The sequence below is a fragment of the Microbacterium sediminis genome (assembly GCF_004564075.1).
GTDB classification, from domain to species: Bacteria; Actinomycetota; Actinomycetes; order Actinomycetales; family Microbacteriaceae; genus Microbacterium; species Microbacterium sediminis.
On record NZ_CP038256.1, the window covers coordinates 2,700,890 to 2,720,313 of the forward strand.

Here is a 19,424-nt window from a genome sequence, read left to right on the forward strand (position 1 = left end):
ATCAAGGAGAACAACGCATGACCACCGTTATCGACTACGCCGAGCTCGGCTCCCTCGCCGGCCGCGACCTGGGCTGGAGCGACTGGATGGAGGTCACCCAGGAGCGCGTCAACATCTTCGCCGACGCGACCGACGACCACCAGTGGATCCACGTCGACCCGGAGCGCGCCTTCGCCGAGAGCCCGTTCGGCGCCCCCATCGCGCACGGCTTCCTCACCCTGTCGCTCACGCTGAAGTTCTGGAGCGAGCTGATCGACGTCACGAACGTGACCACCAAGGTCAACTACGGCCTCGACAAGGTCCGCTTCGTCTCGCCCGTGAAGGTGGGCGACAAGATCCGCATGAACGCGATCGTCGCGGACGTGCAGGAGGTCAAGGGCGGCTGGCAGATCACCGTCGACCAGACCATCGAGGTCGAGGGCAGCGAGCGTCCCGCCGTGGTCGCGCGCGGCCTGCAGCGCTACTACGCGTAAACCCCCTTCGGGGATCCGGGCCCGACACGGGTCCGGATCCCTCCCCCGGGACATCGACGTCCCCTCCCGAACGTCTCGAAGATGAGGTCACGAGGAATGTACGACGAAGGCATCGGCGCCTGGACCCGTCAGCGGCGCCTGAAGTTCCCCGACAAGCTGGCGCTGGTCTTCGGCGAGCGCCAGTTCACGTACCGCGAGTTCGCGGACGCCGTGGATCGCGTGGCCGAGGTGCTGCACGTGCGCGACATCCACAAGGGCGATCGCGTGGCGTATATCGGCGAGAACAGCCCCGAGTTCCTGTTCACGCTGTTCGCCTGCGCGCAGATCGGCGCCGTCTTCGTGCCGATCAACACCCGCCTGGCGCCGCCGGAGGTCACCCACGTGCTCACCGACAGCGGCTCCCGGGCCCTCGTCTACGACCTCGACTTCGCCGATCGGGTGATGCCGGGCGTCGAGGCCGCCGGCATCGCCCACATCATCCCGACCGAGGACGGCCTGCCGGGCTTCCCCGGTCTGCCCGAGCTCATGACCCGCCCGACCGGCGGCCGCGTCGCGATCGACATGGCCTTCGACGACCCCGCCGCGATCATCTACACCTCGGGCACCACGGGCAAGCCGAAGGGCGCCGTGCTGAGCCACCGCAACCTCACCTTCTGCGCGATGAACTGCGCGATCGACATCGACGTGTCGCGCAGCGAGATCGCGCTGCTCATCTCGCCGCTGTTCCACGTGGCGGCGCTCGGCATGGGCGCGCTGCCGATCGTGCTCATGGGCGGGACCATGGTGCTCGAGAAGGGCTTCGAGGCCGGCCGCGCGCTGGAGCTGATCGAGTCGCGGCGCATCACCATGCTCAGCGGCGTGCCCACGACGTTCCAGCTCCTGGTCGACCACCCGAACTGGGCGTCGACCGACATCTCCTCGCTGCGTCGCCTCACCTGCGGCGGCTCGGCCGTGCCCAGCCGCATCCTCAACGCGTGGGAGGAGCGCGGCCTCGGGTTCTCGCAGGGCTACGGCATGACGGAGACATCGCCGGGCGCCACGACGCTGGCCGCCGAGTTCACCCGCTCCAAGCAGGGCAGCGTCGGCGTGCCGCACTTCTTCACCAACGTGCGCGTCACCAACGAGGCCGGCCAGGTGGTGCCGCGCGGCACGATCGGCGAGATCGAGATCCAGGGCCCGAACGTGTTCCTCGGCTACCACAACCAGCCGGAGAAGACGGCGGAATCCTTCCGCGAGGGCGGCTGGTTCCGCTCGGGCGACATGGGCTACCTCGACGAGGACGGCTTCCTCTACATCGCCGATCGCCTCAAGGACATGATCATCTCGGGCGGCGAGAACATCTACCCGGCCGAGGTCGAGCAGCTCATCGCCGACATCGACGGCGTCACGGGCGTGGCCGTGATCGGCGTGCCGGACGAGAAGTGGGGCGAGGTGCCGTGGGCGATCGTGTCGCTGCGCGAGGGCGCCGAGCTCACCTCCGAGCAGGTCGTCGAGCGGCTGACGGGCCAGATCGCCCGCTACAAGATCCCGAAGACCACCGTGATCGTCGACGACTTCCCGCGCACCGCCTCGGGCAAGATCCGCAAGGCCGACCTGCGCGCGAGGTACACGGGATCCGCCCGCCCCGTGCACCAGCCCGGAACGGCCGAGCCGTGGAAGACCGAGACGATCCGCACCCGGAAGTAGGCGCCCGCGAAAAGGTTCGCGATCTTCATCATTGACAACCTCACACATCTGCCCCGCGGGGCAGTAACGTCGGGATCGTCGGCGCGATGACGCGTCGGCGATCCCACTCAATGAGGAGTAACGGATGAAGACCATGAGGTCCCTGGCGGTCGCGGCCGCCACGATCCTGCTGGCATCGGCCCCCGCCGTCGCCGCGGCGGCGCCCCCGCCCGCCATCCCCCAGGTCGCCCCCGCGACCCCCGGCGAGCTGCTCGAATGCGAGTCGCTCATCGGGTTCAGCTATGACAGCACCCGCATCACGTCCGCGACCTTCGTGCCGGCGGGCACCCCGGCCGGCGCCCCGGACCACTGCCGCGTCACGGGGCAGACCAACGAGCGCGTCGGCGAGGACGGCCGCAGCTACGCGATCGGCTGGGAGATGCGGCTGCCGTCCGACTGGGCCGGTCGCTACCTGTACCAGGGCAACGGCGGCATCGACGGCGCGGTCGCCCCCGCGCTCGGCAACTTCACCGGCGGTCAGGAGCGCAGCGGTCTCGCGCAGGGCTTCGCGATCATCAGCTCCGACGCGGGGCACACCGGGGCCCAGAACGGCTCGTTCGGCTACGACGGCCAGGCCCGCCTGGACTTCGGCTACAACACCGCGGTCACCCTCACGCCGCTCGCGAACGCGCTGATCGCCGAGGCGTACGGCCGCGGACCCGACACCTCGTACTTCGCCGGCGGATCGAACGGAGGCCGCCACACCATGGTCGCCGCCACGCGCCTGGCGGACGAGTACGACGGCTTCCTGCCGGTCGCCCCGGGCTTCAACCTGCCGCAGGCCGCGGTGGCGCAGATCGCCGAGGCGCAGCTGTGGAACACGGTCGCCACGGTGCCGGGCAACCTCAACACCGCCATCACGCCCGCCGAGCGGGCCGTGGTCGCGCAGGGGATCCTCGAGCGGTGCGACGGGCTCGACCGGCTGCGCGACGGCCTCGTGCAGGACGGCGAGCGCTGCGCGAAGGTCTTCGACCTCGACCGCGACGTTCCCACCTGCGAGGGCGAGCGCGACGGCACCTGCCTGACCGCGGCGCAGAAGGACGTGCTCGCGCAGGTCTACGCGGGGGTGACCACGAGCACCGGCGAGCAGATCTACGCGTCGTTCCCGGTCGACGCCGGCATCACCAACGGCGACTGGGCCACGTGGAACCTGTTCATCAGCGTCGCCCTCGACCCGCTCGCGGTCGGGACGGTGTTCATGCCGTATCCGGACCCGTCGATCATGGCGTCGCCGCTGACGGCCGACATCGACGCCCTCGAGGCCGGCATCTACGAGGCCGGCCTGTCGGGCCAGAGCGCCATGGAGTTCATGACGCCGCTGGGCGACGACACCGACTACGACACCCTCCGCGACACGGGCGCGAAGATGATCGTGATCCACGGCGCGTCCGACGCGGTGTTCAGCGCCGACGACACCGCCCGCTGGTTCGAGGCCGTCGACAAGGCGTACCGCAACAAGGCCGAGGACTTCATCCGGTACTTCCCGGTGCCCGGCATGGCGCACGTCTCGGGCGGCGCGGCCACCGACAAGGTCGACGCCCTCGGGGCGCTGGTCGACTGGGTCGAGCACGGCATCGCCCCGGACCGTCTCATCGCGCAGGCGCGCGGCGATAATGCCGAGGCGATGGCCGCGGGTCTCGCTCCGGGCGCCGAGCGCCCGCTGTGCGTCTACCCGCTCGTGGCCCGCTACACGGGCGGTGACCCGAACTCGGCCGACAGCTTCGCCTGCAAGCCGAGCTCGGGCGGCCCGAACCTGTAACCGCGCGGCGCGGGTGTGGCCCCCTCGGGGGTCACACCCGCGTGCCCGGCGGATACGCTGACACCATGTCGTCGCCGAACCAGATCCCGCCCGGCTGGTACCCCGTTCCCGCGCTGCCGGGGCAGGAACGCTGGTGGGACGGCCACGCCTGGACGTCGCGCTGGCGCGTCGTGCGCTCGCCGCACAACCGCTTCGCGCTGGGCTTCGGCTCGCCCGCCGCGTTCCTCACGATCGGCATCGTCGCCGCGGCGTTCACCGTAGGTTTCCTCATCACGATGATCGTCCTGATCCTCGGCGGATCGACGCTGGGCGCGGTGTTCTACGGGGTGGCCGCCCTGCTGCTCGCCGTGATGGCCGCCGTCTGCATCACCAACGCGATCTACGGATTCCGCCTGCGCCGCGAGCGCCGCGCCCTCGGGTAGCACCGGACGGAACCCCCGGACTCCGTCGCGGATCGCGACGTTCCCGAGTGCGTTCATGCCGCCCGGCGCGTTCCCGAGTGCGTTCGGGCCGCGAGATCGGCGCCGGACGACCGAGCCGCACTGGGGAACCCGATGCCGTCAGAACGGGTAGCGCTCCACGTCGCCCTGGAGGGTGATCCACTGGGTCTCGGTGAAGGTCTCGAGGCTCGCGTGCGGGCCGCCGAAGCGGCCGCCGACGCCCGAGGCCTTGAGGCCGCCGAACGGGATGACCGCCTCGTCGTCGACCGTGGCGTCGTTGATGTGGATCGCGCCCGAGTGGATCCGGTCGGCCAGCTCGTAGCCGCGGTAGGCGTTGGGCGTGATGATCGAGACCGACAGGCCGTACTCGCTGGCGTTGATGAGGTCGATCGCCTCGTCGAGGTCGTCGTAGACCATCACCGGCGCCACGGGTCCGAAGATCTCCTCGACCCAGGCCGGGTTGTCGGCGGCGAGGCCGGTGAGCACCGTGGGGCGGTAGTAGAGCCCGTCGTACTCGCCGCCGGTCGCGACGGTCGCCCCGGCGCGCACGGCGGCCTCGACGAGCCCGTGCACGCGATCGCGCTGCCGCTCGTCGATGATCGGCCCGAGCGGCGCGCCTTCGACCGGATCGCCGACGGGGATGCCGGAGGCCTTCTCGGTGAGCGCGGCGATGTACTGATCGGCGATCGAGCGGTGCACGAGGTGCCGTCCCGTCGTCATGCAGATCTGGCCCTGGTGCAGGAACGAGCCCCAGGCGCCCACCGACGCCGCCGCGATCGGGTCGGCGTCGGGCAGGACGAGCATGGCGTTGTTGCCGCCCAGCTCCAGGTGCACGCGCTTGAGCAGCGGGCCCGCGGCCTCGCCGATCCTCCGGCCGGCGGCGGTCGAGCCGGTGAACGAGATGCACGGCACCCCGGGGTGGGCGACGAGCGCCGCGCCGAGGTCGCCGCCGCCGGGGAGCACGTGCAGCACGCCCGACGGCAGCCCCGCCTCCTCGAGCACCGCGGCGAGCGCGAAGCCGCCCGCGATCGTCGTGCGCGGGTCGGGCTTGAGGATCACCGCGTTGCCGAGCGCGAGGGCGGGAGCGACCGAACGCATCGAGAGGATGGCGGGGAAGTTGAAGGGCGAGATCACGCCGACCACGCCGATCGGCACGCGCCGGGCGATCGAGGTGCGCGACTTGACCGAGCGCAGCAGCTCGCCGTACGGGTGCGAGGCGACGGCGGCGGCCTCCTGCAGCTCGCTCACCACCAGCCCCACCTCGAAGGCGGCCTTGCCGGCGCCCGCGCCGCCCTCGGCGACGATGTACTTCGCGAGCCGCTCGGGGTCGGCCTCGAGGATCTGCGCCGCCTTGAGCATGACCGCAGCGCGCGCCGCATACGGCTGGGAGCCCCAGGCGCGCTGCGCGGCGGCGGCGCTGGTGACGGCGCGATCGAGGTCGTCGACGGAGGCGGCGCCGACGCGATCGAGGAGGGTCCCGGAGCCGGGGGCGATCACGTCGTACGCCTCGCCGGATCCGTCGATCCAGCCCTCCGAGAAGATCTTGCCGGTCCAGACCTGCGCCACATTCGCCATCGAAAGCTCCTCCGCATCGGGTGATGGCCTCCATCCTCGCACCGCGTTCGGCGGCAGGATCCGGACTGCCCGGGGAGACGGATCGAACGATCCTCTAGACATTCCCTATCGGCATAGGTATGTTCGTCCCAACGGCACGACGCGGTGCCGTGAATCACCCGGAAGGACCACCGCTGTGACCGATTCGCAGGCGAATCTCATCGACGGCTACTCGCTCGAAATGACGGGCAAGGACGTGCCCGGTCTGCTCGAGGCCCAGTCCGCGATCCCCCAGGGCACCCGCATCAACGTGACCTTCCTCGGCAACGAGGAACTCGAGATGCGCGTCACGGCCGCCAAGGCGGTCAAGGACGCCGGCTTCGTGCCCGTCCCCCACGTCTCGGCCCGACGCCTCGCCTCGCAGGGGCAGCTCGAGGAGTTCCTCACCGCCCTGCAGGAGGTCGGCGCCTCGAAGCACGTCTTCGTCGTCGGCGGCGACCCGGCCACGCCCGAGGGTCCGTACGAGAGCTCGCTCGACGTCATCCGCACGGGCCTGCTGCCGCAGTACGGCGTCGAGGAGGTCTCGATCGCCGGCTACCCCGAGGGCCACCCCGACATCTCGAACGAGCTGCTGTGGGAGCACCTGACCGCGAAGTCCGCCTCGCTGAAGGAGCAGGGCCTCGGCTCGGTGGTGCTCACCCAGTTCGGCTTCGACACCGCGCCGGTCATGGAGTGGATCGACGCCGTGCGCGACCGCGGCATCGACTCGACCATCCGCATCGGCACGCCCGGACCGGCCGGCATCAAGCGCCTGCTCAACTTCGCCCGCCGCTTCGGCATCGGGGCCAACGCGATGATCGTGAAGAAGTACGGCTTCTCGCTGACCAACCTCATGGGCACCGCGGGACCGGACCGTTTCATCGACGACCTCAGCGCCCTCGTCGCGCAGGACGAGAAGGCCGGCGAGGTCGGCATCCACCTCTACACGTTCGGCGGCCTGAAGGCCACGGCCGATTGGGCCGCCGGTTACCGCGCGAAGCGCTGAGGATAGAGCCATGACCGACACCATCGCCTCGCTCGTCGACCACGCCTGCCTCATCGTCCACGGACCCGATCAGCAGGGCGTCGTCGCCGAAGTCGCCGCGCTCGTCTCGCGCAACAACGGCAACATCATCTCGCTGGACCAGTACTCGACCGACCCCGAGGGCGGCGACTTCTTCCAGCGCGTGGTCTTCCACCGCCCGAACCTCGTGGCCGCGATGCCCGAGATCGAGGACGACCTGCAGCGCACGCTCTCGACGTTCGGCATGACGTGGCGCCTCGTCGACATGTCGGTGCCCAAGCGCATGGCGATCCTCGCCTCCAAGAGCGATCACTGCCTGCTCGACCTGCTGTGGCGTCACCGCCGCGGCGAGCTGGCCGTGACGATCCCCATGGTCATCTCCAACCACACCAACGTGGCCGAGGACGTGCGCACCTTCGGCGTGCCGTTCTTCCACGTGCCGTCGCAGGAGGGCCCGGACAAGTCGCAGTCGGAGGCCGAGATCCTCCGGCTCCTCGCCGGCAACGTGGACTTCGTCGTGCTCGCCCGCTACATGCAGGTGATCTCGAACGACTTCCTCGAGAAGGTCGGCGTGCCGGTGATCAACATCCACCACTCGTTCCTGCCCGCCTTCATCGGCGCCGGTCCCTACCGCAAGGCCAAGGAACGCGGCGTCAAGCTCATCGGCGCGACCGCGCACTACGTGACCGAGGAGCTGGACGAGGGCCCGATCATCGAGCAGGACGTCGTCCGCGTGACGCACGCCGAGACGGCGAGCGACCTGCAGCGCCGCGGCGCCGACGTCGAGCGGGCCGTGCTCTCACGCGCCGTGCTGTGGCACGCGCAGGACCGTGTCATCCGGCACGGCAACCACACCATCGTCTTCTGATTCCCGATCCACACCCCATACGAAAGGTTCACCGTGGCACCTCAGAATCTGCAGCAGGCCATCGACCAGGCCGGAAGCCCCGTCGAGCTCCTCCGCAACTCGCAGATCGGCTCGTACATCTACCCGGTCGTGCCGGCCGACTTCCAGAACTGGATCAAGGAGCAGCAGGCGTGGCGCAACACCGCCGTGCTCTACGACCAGTCGCACCACATGGACAACGTGTTCCTCAAGGGCTCGGACGCCATCAAGCTGATCAGCGACACCGCGATCAACTCGGTCGCCAACTTCCCGGTCAACAAGGCCAAGCAGTACGTTCCCACCACCGCGTCGGGTCACGTCATCGGCGACGGCATCCTGTTCCGCGAGGCCGAGGACGAGTACGTGTACGTGGGCCGCGCGCCCGCGTCGAACTGGCTGATGTACCACGGCGAGAAGGGCGGCTACGCGAACCTCGACGTGATCGTCGACCGCCGCTCGCCCTCGCGCCCCTACGGCCACGCCGTCACGCGCAAGTACTACCGCTTCCAGATCCAGGGCCCGAAGGCCTGGGACGTCATCGAGAAGCTCAACGGCGGCCCGCTGGAGCAGCTGAAGTTCTTCACGATGTCGACCATGTCGATCGCCGGCAAGACCGTGCGCACCCTCCGTCACGGCATGGCCGGCGCGCCCGGCCTCGAGCTGTGGGGCCCCTACGAGGACCACGACCTCATCCGCGACACGATCGTCGAGGCGGGCGCCGAGTTCGGCCTCGTCCCGGTGGGCTCGCGTGCCTACCCGTCGAACACGCTGGAGTCGGGCTGGATCCCGTCGCCGCTGCCGGCCGTCTACACCGGCGCGGAGGAGGCCGACTACCGCCAGTGGCTCGGCGCCGACAGCTACGAGGCCACCGGCACCCTCGCGGGCTCGTTCGTCTCGGACAACATCGAGGACTACTACCTCACCCCGTGGGAGCTCGGCTACGGCTCGTTCGTCAAGTTCGACCACGACTTCATCGGCCGCGACGCCCTCGAGAAGATCGACCCGGCCACGCAGCGCCGCAAGGTCACCCTCGAGTGGAACGCCGAGGACCTCGGCAAGGTCTGGACGTCGCTGCTGAACGTCGACGGCCCGAACTACAAGTTCTTCGACCTGCCCCTGGCCAACTACGGCTCGGCGAACTACGACTCGGTCGTCGACGCCGACGGCAACGTCGTGGGCTTCTCGATGTTCACCGGCTACAGCGCCAACGAGCGCCGCGGCCTCTCGCTCGCGACGGTCAACCCCGACGTGCCCGAGGGCGCCGAGATCAAGGTCGTCTGGGGCGAGCCGAACGGCGGCACCAAGAAGGCCTCGGTCGAGCCGCACGAGCAGATCGAGGTCCGCGCGGTCGTCAGCCCCGTCCCCTACGCCGCGGTCGCGCGCGAGGAGTACGCGGGCGGATGGCGCACCGGTTACGCCAAGTGATCTGACCCACACACCGGAGGGCTCGGGCGTCATGCCCGGGCCCTCCGTCGTCCCCATGGTCGAATGGGTCCAACGGAAGGATCGACGATGAGCCTCAGGTACGCACTGCTCGCGCTGCTACGGGTGGGACCGCAGTCGGGCTACGACCTGCAGAAGAAGTTCGACACCTCGGTCGGACACCTCTGGCACGCGCCCGACAGCCAGATCTACCCCGAGCTGCGCAAGATGGAGGCCGAGGGGCTCATCGAGGCCGAGGAGCAGGTGCGGGGCGAGCGCGGCACCCGGCGCATGTACCACGTCACCCCCACGGGCGACGCGGAGTACCTCGCCTGGATGAACGGCCCGCTCTCGTACGCGCGCGTGCGCGAACCGGCCTCGCTCAAGGCCGCCTATCTCGAGGCCGCCACCCCCGAGGCCGCCCGCGCGTTCCTCGAGCAGCACATCGCGCACTGGCGCGGGGAGCTCGAGCAGTGGGAGGCGGAGCTCGAGCGCATCGATGCGCGCGCGACGCCCATGCTCGTCGACCGCCTGGCGGTCACCCCCGAGGCCGATCGCGACCGCGTCGTCGCCTTCAAGCGCCTCGGCTACGAGAACCTCGTCGGCCGGGCGCGCGCCGAGATCGCCTGGGCCGAGCGCGGCCTGGAACTCCTGGACCGGTTCTCCGGCTGACGGGTCGGCGGTCTCGACTCCGAGACCGGCCAGGAGGGGAACCCCGCGGGCTCGTCGACCGAGCGAAGCGAGCGGAGACGGCTCGAGCGAGCGAAGCGAGTCGAGAGCGACGGCACGCGCCGGCGTCGGAGCGTGCGCCTCGGAATCGGTGCCGGTCGGGCTGGTGTGGTCGCACGGGGCGCATGTGGCGGCAGCGTGCACGGCGATCCGACGCCCGCGCGATCCGACCGGGCACCGAGACCCGTCTCCGCCACGGTGCTCCGCGCCTCCGGTCGACGAGCCGTGGCAACTGAGGCCAACCCGGAGCGGAACCCCCGGGGCTCGTCGACCGAGCGAAGCGAGCGGAGACGGCTCGAGCGAGCGAAGCGAGTCGAGAGCAGCAGCCCGCGCCGGCGTCGGAGCGTGCGCCCCGGGATCGGTGCCGGTGGGGCTGGTGTGGTCGCACGGGACGGATGTGGCGGCAGCGCGCACGGCGATCCGACGCCCGCGCGATCGGACCGGGCACCGAGCACGGTCTCGACTCCGCGCTTCGCGCTGCGCTCGACCCGTCTCCGCTCCGGCGCTGCGCGCCTCCGGTCGACGAGCCGTGGTGCCTGAAGCCCATCAGGAGCGCAACCGGGCAACGGGGCGCGAGACCGGGGTCAGTGCACGAACTCCATGAGCTCGCTGCCGAGGGTGCGGAACACCCGGTGGGCGCGGTCGCGGTGCATGGGGCTGAGGTCGTCGAAGCAGACGGTGAGGGCGTAGGCGACGCCGGCGCGCGGGCCGGCGATCACGCCCGCCTCGGCGCGCACGCCGTCGCTGTGGCGGCCCGTGCGGTTGAGGAACAGCAGGCCGTGGCGATCGTCGTCGTGGGCGAAGGGATCGAGGTTGGTCGCGGCGCCCACCAGGCTGAGGTCGTAGCCGAGCGTGAGCCACTCCGAGACCTGCGCGCTCACGCGCGCGTTGACCACGCGCCCGTTGACGAGGTCGGAGAACAGCGTCGCGTACTCGCGCGTGGTGCCCAGCGCGAAGTGCGGGGCGTCGTCGGGGCCGCGCTGATCGCGGAACCGGTCGAGCACCGCCGAGCGGGGCATACCCAGATCGACGAGCCGGCGCGTGACCGACTCGATCCCCACCGCCTGCAGCAGCGCATTGACGGCGTAGGCGTCGCCCGTGGCCGAGGCGAGCACGACGAGGTCGCCGAGCGGCAGCGTCGGCACCGCGAGGTGGCGCCAGATGCCCGCGACGTTCACCCGCTCCAGCGACGAGCGCTCGACGAGGGCGAACGGATCGAGCGTGCCGTCCTCGAAGCGCACCGCGGCCTCGATGAGGATCGGGACCACGCCCACGCCGCCGACCGGGAGGGTGACGTAGTCGTCTCCGGCGAGGACGACCGATCCGCGATCCAGGTCGGTGATGTGGATCGACACCTGCGCACCCGCGGCGGCGATCTCGTCGAGGGCCGCCATGGTCGCCGTGAACTCGCCGAGGCGCCCGCGCCGCGCCACGCGCGCGCGTCCGGTGCGGGCGCTCCGCCGCGAGGCGGTGTCATGATCGGGCTCGACGGCCACGATTCCTCCGGGGGACGTCGGATGGGGGTCGCGCGATGCCCGGCGATCGATCCCCCGAAGCTTCCCCTGCCTCGTCGCCTGCGTCATCGCGCTCGTGCACGGTCTCCCGCGCGCGATCAGACTAGCCCGCCGGCTCCGGTATGTCGGAATCGGCGGGCGAGCCGTCACCAGATCGTCACACGCCGGTCAGCATCCAGCCACAGGCGGTCGCCCTCGGTCACGCCGAAGGCGTCGTAGAAGGCATCGATGTTGCGCACGATCTGGTTGCAGCGGAACTCGGCGGGCGCGTGCGGGTCGATCGTCAGGAGGCGGATCGTCTCGGCCTCGCGCCCCTTCTGCTGCCAGCACTGCGCCCACGACAGGAACACCCGCTGCACGCCCGTGAGACCGTCGATCTCCGGCGCCGGCTCGCCGCCCAGCGACAGCTCGTACGCCTTGAGGGCGATGCCGAGGCCGCCGAGATCGCCGATGTTCTCGCCGATCGTGAGCGCGCCGTTGACGGTGTACGTCTCGGGGTCGAGTCCGAGGGGCGTGAGCGCGTCGTACTGCTCGATGAGGCTCTTGGTGCGCTCCTCGAAGGCCGCGCGGTCCTCGTCGGTCCACCAGTTGCGCAGCGCGCCGGTGCCGTCGTACTGCGAGCCCTGGTCGTCGAAGCCATGGCCGATCTCGTGGCCGATCACGGCGCCGATGCCGCCGTAGTTGGCCGCGGCGTCGCGGTCGGCGTCGAAGAACGGGTACTGCAGGATCGCCGCCGGGAACACGATCTCGTTCATCGACGGGTTGTAGTAGGCGTTGACCGTCTGCGGGGTCATGTGCCACTCGCTGCGGTCGATCGGGGTGCCGAGCTTGGCCAGCTGCCGGTCGTGCTCGAACACCGACGCGCGCTGCACGTTGCCGAGCAGGTCGGCCGCGTCGATCTCGAGGGCGCTGTAGTCGCGCCACGTCTCGGGGTAGCCGATCTTCGGCGTGAAGGCCTCGAGCTTGGCGAGGGCCTTCTCGCGCGTGGCGGGGCTCATCCACTCCAGCGCCGTGATGCTCTGGCGGTACGCCTCGATGAGGTTGGCGACGAGCTCGTCCATGGCGCCCTTCGCGGCGGGCGGGAAGTGCCGCTCCACGTAGACCTTGCCCACGGCCTCGCCCATCGCGCCCTCGACGAGCGCCACGCCGCGCTTCCACCGCTCGCGGTTGACGGGCACGCCCGTGAGCTGCGTGCCGTAGAACGAGAACGACTCGTCGACGAACGCGTCCGACAGGTACGGCGCGGCCGAGCGCACGATGCGGTAGCGCAGCCACGCCTTCCAGTCCTCCAGCCGCTCGGCCGTGAGGAGCGAGCCCAGGCCTTCGAAGAACGAGGGCTGGTAGACGACGACCTCGCCGAACGCGTCGGGATCGGGCGCCACGGCCGCCAGCCACGGCTGCAGGTCGACGCCGGCGAGCTGCTGGGTCTCGGCCCACGTCTTGAGGTTGTAGGTGGCGACGGCGTCGCGGCTGCGCACGTTGTCCCAGTGGTGCGTGGCCAGCTCGGTCTCGAGCGCGACGACCCGCTCGGCCTGCCCGGCCGCGTCGGCCACGCCCGCGAGGGCGAGGAGGCGCTCGACGTGGGCGCGGAACGCGGCGCGGATCTCCGCGAAGGTGTCGAGGCGGTAGTAGCTCTCGTCGGGCAGCGACAGGCCGGCCTGCACGAGGTACGGGATGTAGCGGTCGGGGTTGCCGTTGTCGGGCTCGACGTACAGGCCGATCACGGCCGCGACGCCGGCGCGGTCGAGGCCGCCGATCACGCGCAGGAACGACGCCACGTCGCCGATGCCGTCGGCCACCGCCAGGCGCTCGACGAGCGGCTCGGCGCCGAGGGCCGCGATCCGCTCGGTGTCCATGAACGACGCGTACAGGTCGCCGATCTTGCGGGTCTCGGTGCCGGGCTCGGCATCCTGCGAGCCCTCGATGATCTCGCGCACGTGCTTCTCGGCCTGCTCGGCGAGCAGGTGGAACGACCCCCAGCGGGCCTTGTCGTCCGGGATCTCGGTGCGCTCGATCCACGCGCCGTTCACGTGCCGGTACAGGTCGTCCTGCGGGCGGACGTTCGGGTCGAGCTCATCGAGGGCGATGCCGGAGGAAAGGGTCATGGGTCCCATCGTATGGGCGGCCCGGGGCGGGCTCGCCCCGGCTCAGACCGCGGCGCCGAGCAGCCGCGAGATCTCGGTGGCCGCCTCGATCGCGTACGGCGCGAGCTCCTCGATCGAGCGGCCGGGGTGCTCGAGGGCGATCGACGAGATCGAGAGCCCGTGCGAGACCCGGCCGGTGTGATCGCGGATCGGCGCGGCGACGCACACCGTGCCGACCTCGTTCTCGCCGAGGTCCAGCGAGTAGCCGTTGCGGCGCACCTCGGCCAGCACCGCGCGGAGCGCGTCGATGTCGGTGAGCGTCGCGTCGGTGCGGGCCGGCAGCCCGGTGCGCTCGGCGTAGGCGACGACGGCCTCATCGGTCCACGACGCCATGGCGGCCTTGCCCATGCCCGTGGAGTGCATCGGGATGGCCAGTCCCACCCGCGAGCGCATGCGGTAGGGCTTGGACGAGTCGGTGCGGATGATGTAGACCATCTCGTCGCCCGAGACGACCCCCACGTGCACGGTGCAGTCGACCTCGGCGACGAGCCGGTCGACGATCGGCTGGGCCAGCTCCGAGATGTCGAGCCCCGAGAGGGCCCGCCCGGCGAGCGTCATGAACCGCGCGCCGGGGCGGTAGCCGCTCTCGGCATCGCCGGAGACGAAGCCCTCGGCGACGAGACTGGCGAGGATCCGGTGCACCGTCGACTTGGGCAGCCCCGCTTCCTCGACGATGTCGGTGAAGCGCTCGTTCAGCAGCGCCGCCTCGAGCACGCGCAGCGTCTTCTGGCTGGCGCCGGCGGCCGGCGCGTGGCGCTCCGCCATCAGATCCACGGTGTCCCCCTCGGCTGTCGGTCAGACCATCTCGGTGATCTGCACGTGATCCATGTCGTCGAATGATTGATTCTCCCCCGCCATCGCCCACACGAAGGCGTAGGCCTGCGTGCCGACGCCGGAGTGGATCGACCAGCTGGGCGACATGACGAGCTCGCGATCGCCGACGACGATGTGGCGAGTCTCCTCCGGGCTGCCCATCAGGTGCAGCACGCGCGCGTCGCCCGCCACGTCGAAGTACAGGTAGAACTCGGTGCGCCGCTCGTGCGTGTGCGCCGGCATGGTGTTCCACATGTTGCCCGGGTGCAGGCGGGTGACGCCCATCACCACCTGGCAGCTGCGGATGCCGTTCTCGTGGATCACCTGCCGCAGCGTGCGGCGGTTCGAGGTGAGCTGATCGCCGAGCTCGCGGATCGTGCCCTCCTCGGGCGTCGCGAGCGTGTTCGGGTAGGCCGTGTGCGCCGGGGCCGAGAAGCCGTAGAACCGCGCCGGCTCGGCGGCGTCGGCCGAGGCGAAGGCGACCTCGCGCGTGCCGCGGCCGAGGTAGAGCACGGCCTCGGGCGCCATCGCGAACTCCTCGCCGTCGGCCGTGACCGTGCCCGCACCGCCGACGTTGACGATCCCGATCTCGCGGTGCTCGAGGAAGAACTCCGAGCGGATCTCGGGGATCGCCTCCAGCGACAGCGGCGCGGCGGTCGGCACGGCGCCGACGGCGACCACGCGGTCGTAGTGCGACGGCACGGCGCGGTACTCGCCCTCGACGAGAAGGTCCTGCACGAGGAACCGATCGCGCAGGTCTTGCTGCGTGAAGGCGGGGATCTGCTCGGCGGCGACGGGGCCGCGCATGTTCGAGGTCATGTGTCCTCCTCGGGACGACGGGGTGATCACGGGACGAGGCCGACCACGCGGGGCAGCCAGAGCGACAGATCGGGCACGAACACGATGACGAACAGCATCGCGATGAGCACGAGCAGGAACGGCACCATCTTCGCGATCACCGGCTCGAGCCGGGTCTTCGCGACCTGCGTGCCGACGAACAGCACCGGGGCGGACGGCGGCGAGATCACCGCGATCGACAGGTTGAAGACCATCATGATGCCGAAGTGCACCGGGTCCACGCCGTACGAGACGGCGATGGGCAGGAAGATCGGCACGAAGATCAGCAGCGCCGGCGTCGGGTCGAGCGGGATGCCGATGATGAGCAGGATCAGCATCATGATCAGCAGGACCACGACCTTCGAGTCCGTCCAGCCGAACAGCGCGTCCGCGATGAGCTGCGGCAGGCGCGCGTAGGTCATGACGTAGCCCATGATCGACGACACCGCGATGAGGAAGATGACGATCGCGCTCGTGCGGCAGGCGTCATAGAGGATGCCCGGCAGGTCGGCGAGCTTCACGGTGCGGTAGATCATCGACAGGACGAGGGCGTAGACGACGGCGATGGCCGAGCCCTCGGTGGGCGTGAAGAAGCCGGCCACGATGCCGCCGATCGCCACGACGATGAGGCCCAGCGACGGCAGCGCCTGCAACACGGTGGCGCCGAACACCTTCCACCCCGGGAACGGCTGGCCCTTGAGCTCGGGGTGGCGGCGCGCGTAGAAGAACACGACGGCCGCGCACGCGAGCGCCCACAGGATGCCCGGGATGTAGCCGGCCATGAACAGCGCGCCCACCGAGGTGCCGCCGGCGGCCAGCGAGTACACGATGAGCGTGTTGCTGGGCGGGATGAGCATGCCGGCCGGCGCCGAGGCCACGTTGGTCGCGGCCGCCATGGCGCGGTCGTAGCCCTCCTTGCGCAGCATCGGGCTCATGGTCGAGCCGACCGCCGCGGCGGTGGCGACGGCCGAGCCGGACACGGTGCCGAAGATCGCGTTCGCGATGACGTTGGACTGCATCAGCGGCGCGGGCGTGCGGCCCACGAGCACCCGGGCGAGGTTGATCAGCCGCGCCGCGATGCCGCCATTGTTCATGATCACGCCCGCGAGCACGAAGAACGGGATCGCCAGCAGGGCGAACGAGTTGGCGCCGCGGAACATCTGCTGCGCCGACGTGATGGCCCCGTTGTCGAAGCCGGCCACGAGCATCAGCGACACCGCCGAGGGCAGGCCGATGGCGATCGAGACGGGCGCGCCGATCGCGAGGAGGACGATGAGGCCGCCGAGCAGCAGGCCTCCGATGAGCAGCGGATCGATCATGCGGTGGCCGCCTCGAGGTCCTCGTGGAAGCCGTGTCCGTCGTAGTCGCGCGAGAACGTGCCCACGATGTGGATCACGAGGTAGAACGCGATGAGGACGCCGGCGATCGGGAAGGCGAGGGCCAGCTGGCCCTGCGTGAACGGCAGCAGCGGGTTGGTCTGCGTCCACGCCGAGACCACCTGCTTGCCGCCGCCGTAGATGAGGACGTAGCCGACGAACGCGAGCACCGTGAGGTACGCGAGGATGTCGACCACGCGCTGCCACGCCAGCGGCAGCTTCTCGACGAGGAAGTCCATGATCACATCCGCCTTCTCGCCGACGGCGATCGCGATGCCGATCATGCTCACCCACACGAAGGTGTAGCGCGCCGCCTCCTCGCTCCACGCGCTCGGCTGCGAGAGCACGAGGCGGGTGAAGACCTGCCAGACGACGAGCAGCACGAGCACCGCGAACAGGGCGATGCAGATGGCCCGCAGCACGCGGTCGAGCCATCGACGGAATGTGATCATGGACGTCCCCGATCGATCGTGCGATCAGCCGCGCGCGGCGTCGATCGCGTCGTAGATCTCCTGCGTCACCGGCGTGGTGACGAGCTCCTCGTGCAGCGGGAGCACGGCCTCGCGGAAGGCGTCGACGTCGGACTCGACGAACGTCGCGCCGGCGGCCTCGGCGTCGGCCTTGGCCGTCTGGACCGCCTCGTCGAAGGCGGCGAGCTCGCTGTCGACCGACTCGGCGAGGAGCTCCTCGAAGATGCCGCGCGTCTCCTCGTCCAGGCCATCCCATACGGTGGGGCTGGCGATGAGGTAGTCGGGCATCATCAGGTGCTGCGTCGACGAGTAGTACGGGGCGATCTCGTCGTGCGAGAGCGACGAGTAGATGAGCTCGTTGTTCTCGCCGCCGTCGATCACGCCCGACTGGATCGCCGTGTAGACCTCGTCCTGGGCCATCGGGGTGCCGACACCGCCCATGAGCTCCATCATGCGCACGTTGGTCTCGGAGCCGATCATGCGGATCTTCTTGCCCTGGAGGTCGTCGGGCGTCTCGATGGGCTCGTCGGTGTACACGTTGCGGACGCCGCCGTGGTACGCCGTGAGCACCTTGATGTTGTCCTCGAGCAGGCTGTCGTAGAGCTCGCCCGTCACCTCGCGGTCGTTGAGCACCTCCATCTGGTGCTCGGGCGACTCATAGACGTAGGGCAGGTTCACGACGGAGAAGTCGGGGTTGAAGCCCTCCAGCAGCGAGCCGGCGACGAGCGCGAAGTCGATCGTGCCCGACTGCACCTGCTCGATCGTCGCCTCCTGGGCGCCGAGCGTGCCGTCCGGGAAGAGCTCGAGGGCGTAGCGGCCGTCGGTCGCCTCCTCGAGCTTGTCCGAGAGCTCCAGGATCGCCTGGGCCTGGGGGTGGCTCTCGTTCTGGTTGAACGCGACGCGGAACGTGTGGGTCTCGCCGCCCGCGCCGCCGCCGTTCCCACCGCCCGACGTGCTGCAGCCGGCGAGTGACAGAGCCAGGAGGGCCGCCGTGGAGGCAGCCAGAATCCGCTTGTGCAAAGGAGTCCTCCTCATTGAGTACCACCGGGGCATTCCTTGCGCCGGCGGGGGGAATGTGGGCTACTGTACCAACATAGAACCGAGTTTCACCAGACGGGACTTGAGACGGAATCAAGTTTCACTTCTGGGTGGGCATCTCAGGGAGGAGAAGCCAGTGAGCACCACGAGCTATGCCGGAGGAGGCCGCGCCGCGCGGTACGCGGGCGAGGGCCGGATCGAGCTGTCCGCGCAGCCGGCGACCGCGCCGGGCCCCGGGCAGGTCCAGATCCGCGTGGCCTACTGCGGCATCTGCGGCACCGATCTGCACATCCTCCACGGCCACATGGATCACCGCGTGAGCGCGCCGCAGGCGATCGGCCACGAGATGAGCGGCACGGTCGAGGCGGTCGGCGACGGCGTCACCGCCGTGGCGGCGGGCGACCCCGTCACCGTGATGCCGCTGGACTGGTGCGGCGACTGCCCCGCGTGCCGCGCGGGCCACGGCCACATCTGCCACAACCTCGACTTCGTCGGGATCGAGACCACCGGCGCCATGCAGGAGCTGTGGACCGTGCCCGAGTCGATCGTCGTGCCGCTGCCCGAGGGCGTCTCGCTGCGCCACGCCGCGCTCGTCGAGCCCCTCGCCGTGGCCGCCCACGACGTGCGGCGCTCGCGCCTGGTCGCCGGCGAGACGGCGCTCGTCATCGGCGGCGGGCCGATCGGGCAGCTCATCGCGCTCGTGGCCCGCCAGACCGGCGCCCGCGTCATCCTGGCCGAGCCCAACGCCGTGCGCCGCGCCTTCGCCGCCGCGCACGGCGCCACCACCGTCGACCCGATCGCCGAGGACCTCGCCGCCGTCGTGCAGGAGCTCACGGACGGCGCCGGCGCCGACGTGGTGTTCGAGGTGGCCGGCATCGCCGCGACCGCGCTCGACGCGACCGCCCACGCCCGCACCCGCGGGCGCGTGGTGATCGTCGCGATCCATCCGCAGCCCGTGCCGATCGACCTGCACCGCATGTTCTGGCGCGAGCTGGAGCTGATCGGCGCCCGCGTGTACGAGCGCGAGGACTTCGAGCGCGCGATCGACCTCATCGCCTCCGGCGCCATCCCGGCCGACGAGCTGATCACCGAGACCGTGCCGCTCGCCGAGACCCAGGCGGCCTTCGCGGCGCTCGAGGATGCGCGCGCCCTCAAGGTCCTCATCGACGTCCAGAACTGAT

17 protein-coding genes are annotated in these 19,424 nt (G+C 70.4%); 9 read left to right on the forward strand and 8 right to left on the reverse strand.

Features of this window, described 5'->3' with window-relative positions:
• Positions 1 to 17: 17 nt before the first annotated feature.
• The 4 genes from E3O41_RS12880 to E3O41_RS12895 all read left to right on the forward strand — a co-directional run bounded on the left by E3O41_RS12880 (position 18) and on the right by E3O41_RS12895 (position 4,379).
• Entirely contained in the window at positions 18 to 473 is a 456-nt protein-coding gene (locus tag E3O41_RS12880; RefSeq protein WP_067026908.1) for a MaoC family dehydratase, read from the forward strand.
• 81 nt (positions 474 to 554) lie between these two features.
• The gene (gene menE, locus E3O41_RS12885) at positions 555 to 2,159 is read left to right on the forward strand and encodes an o-succinylbenzoate--CoA ligase (RefSeq protein WP_342353792.1); all 1,605 of its coding nucleotides are present in this window, start codon (positions 555 to 557) and stop codon (positions 2,157 to 2,159) included.
• A 124-nt stretch (positions 2,160 to 2,283) separates the two neighbouring features.
• Complete coding sequence (locus E3O41_RS12890) at positions 2,284 to 3,957, forward strand: tannase/feruloyl esterase family alpha/beta hydrolase (protein ID WP_067026912.1); 1,674 nt, start codon at positions 2,284 to 2,286, stop codon at positions 3,955 to 3,957.
• A 65-nt stretch (positions 3,958 to 4,022) separates the two neighbouring features.
• Positions 4,023 to 4,379, forward strand: a complete 357-nt coding sequence (locus E3O41_RS12895) for a DUF2510 domain-containing protein (protein WP_135012560.1) — start codon at positions 4,023 to 4,025, stop codon at positions 4,377 to 4,379.
• Between the two features lie 138 nt (positions 4,380 to 4,517).
• Here E3O41_RS12895 and E3O41_RS12900 read toward each other — a convergent pair whose 3' ends face one another.
• A complete protein-coding gene (locus E3O41_RS12900) occupies positions 4,518 to 5,972 on the reverse strand; it encodes a benzaldehyde dehydrogenase (RefSeq protein WP_135012562.1) in 1,455 nt (484 codons plus the stop codon).
• A gap of 220 nt (positions 5,973 to 6,192) precedes the next feature.
• Between E3O41_RS12900 and E3O41_RS12905 the strand changes: the two genes are divergently transcribed.
• The 4 genes from E3O41_RS12905 (at position 6,193) to E3O41_RS12920 (ending at position 9,994) form a co-directional block, all read left to right on the forward strand.
• A complete protein-coding gene (locus E3O41_RS12905) occupies positions 6,193 to 6,996 on the forward strand; it encodes a methylenetetrahydrofolate reductase (protein ID WP_067027091.1) in 804 nt (267 codons plus the stop codon).
• A 10-nt stretch (positions 6,997 to 7,006) separates the two neighbouring features.
• Complete coding sequence (gene purU, locus E3O41_RS12910) at positions 7,007 to 7,882, forward strand: formyltetrahydrofolate deformylase (protein ID WP_067026918.1); 876 nt, start codon at positions 7,007 to 7,009, stop codon at positions 7,880 to 7,882.
• A 33-nt stretch (positions 7,883 to 7,915) separates the two neighbouring features.
• The gene (gene ligM / locus E3O41_RS12915; RefSeq protein ID WP_067026920.1) at positions 7,916 to 9,325 is read left to right on the forward strand and encodes a vanillate/3-O-methylgallate O-demethylase; all 1,410 of its coding nucleotides are present in this window, start codon (positions 7,916 to 7,918) and stop codon (positions 9,323 to 9,325) included.
• Between the two features lie 87 nt (positions 9,326 to 9,412).
• Positions 9,413 to 9,994 (forward strand): PadR family transcriptional regulator, encoded by a 582-nt coding sequence (locus E3O41_RS12920; RefSeq protein ID WP_067026922.1) that lies wholly within the window; start codon positions 9,413 to 9,415, stop codon positions 9,992 to 9,994.
• A 641-nt stretch (positions 9,995 to 10,635) separates the two neighbouring features.
• Here the strand turns inward: E3O41_RS12920 and E3O41_RS12925 are convergent.
• The 7 genes from E3O41_RS12925 to E3O41_RS12955 form a co-directional block, all read right to left on the reverse strand.
• The gene (locus E3O41_RS12925) at positions 10,636 to 11,547 is read right to left on the reverse strand and encodes a serine hydrolase (RefSeq protein ID WP_244927250.1); all 912 of its coding nucleotides are present in this window, start codon (positions 11,545 to 11,547) and stop codon (positions 10,636 to 10,638) included.
• Between the two features lie 164 nt (positions 11,548 to 11,711).
• A complete protein-coding gene (locus tag E3O41_RS12930; RefSeq protein WP_135012566.1) occupies positions 11,712 to 13,679 on the reverse strand; it encodes a M13 family metallopeptidase in 1,968 nt (655 codons plus the stop codon).
• 33 nt (positions 13,680 to 13,712) lie between these two features.
• Entirely contained in the window at positions 13,713 to 14,474 is a 762-nt protein-coding gene (locus E3O41_RS12935) for an IclR family transcriptional regulator (RefSeq protein ID WP_067026926.1), read from the reverse strand.
• A 30-nt stretch (positions 14,475 to 14,504) separates the two neighbouring features.
• On the reverse strand, positions 14,505 to 15,341 hold the full coding sequence (gene kduI / locus E3O41_RS12940; RefSeq protein WP_135012569.1) for a 5-dehydro-4-deoxy-D-glucuronate isomerase: 837 nt from the start codon (positions 15,339 to 15,341) through the stop codon (positions 14,505 to 14,507).
• A gap of 26 nt (positions 15,342 to 15,367) precedes the next feature.
• A complete protein-coding gene (locus tag E3O41_RS12945) occupies positions 15,368 to 16,678 on the reverse strand; it encodes a TRAP transporter large permease (RefSeq protein ID WP_067026928.1) in 1,311 nt (436 codons plus the stop codon).
• Positions 16,675 to 17,187, reverse strand: coding sequence for a TRAP transporter small permease (locus tag E3O41_RS12950; protein WP_067026930.1), 513 nt, complete (start codon positions 17,185 to 17,187; stop codon positions 16,675 to 16,677). Before E3O41_RS12950 ends, E3O41_RS12945 begins: the two co-directional genes overlap by 4 nt.
• 24 nt (positions 17,188 to 17,211) lie before the next feature.
• Positions 17,212 to 18,225: a TRAP transporter substrate-binding protein gene (locus E3O41_RS12955; RefSeq protein WP_244927251.1), complete on the reverse strand. Its 1,014-nt coding sequence runs from the start codon at positions 18,223 to 18,225 to the stop codon at positions 17,212 to 17,214.
• A 154-nt stretch (positions 18,226 to 18,379) separates the two neighbouring features.
• Here E3O41_RS12955 and E3O41_RS12960 point away from each other — a divergent pair, with 154 nt between their 5' ends.
• Positions 18,380 to 19,423 (forward strand): zinc-dependent alcohol dehydrogenase, encoded by a 1,044-nt coding sequence (locus tag E3O41_RS12960; protein ID WP_067026934.1) that lies wholly within the window; start codon positions 18,380 to 18,382, stop codon positions 19,421 to 19,423.
• The last annotated feature ends 1 nt before the right edge of the window (position 19,424 follow it).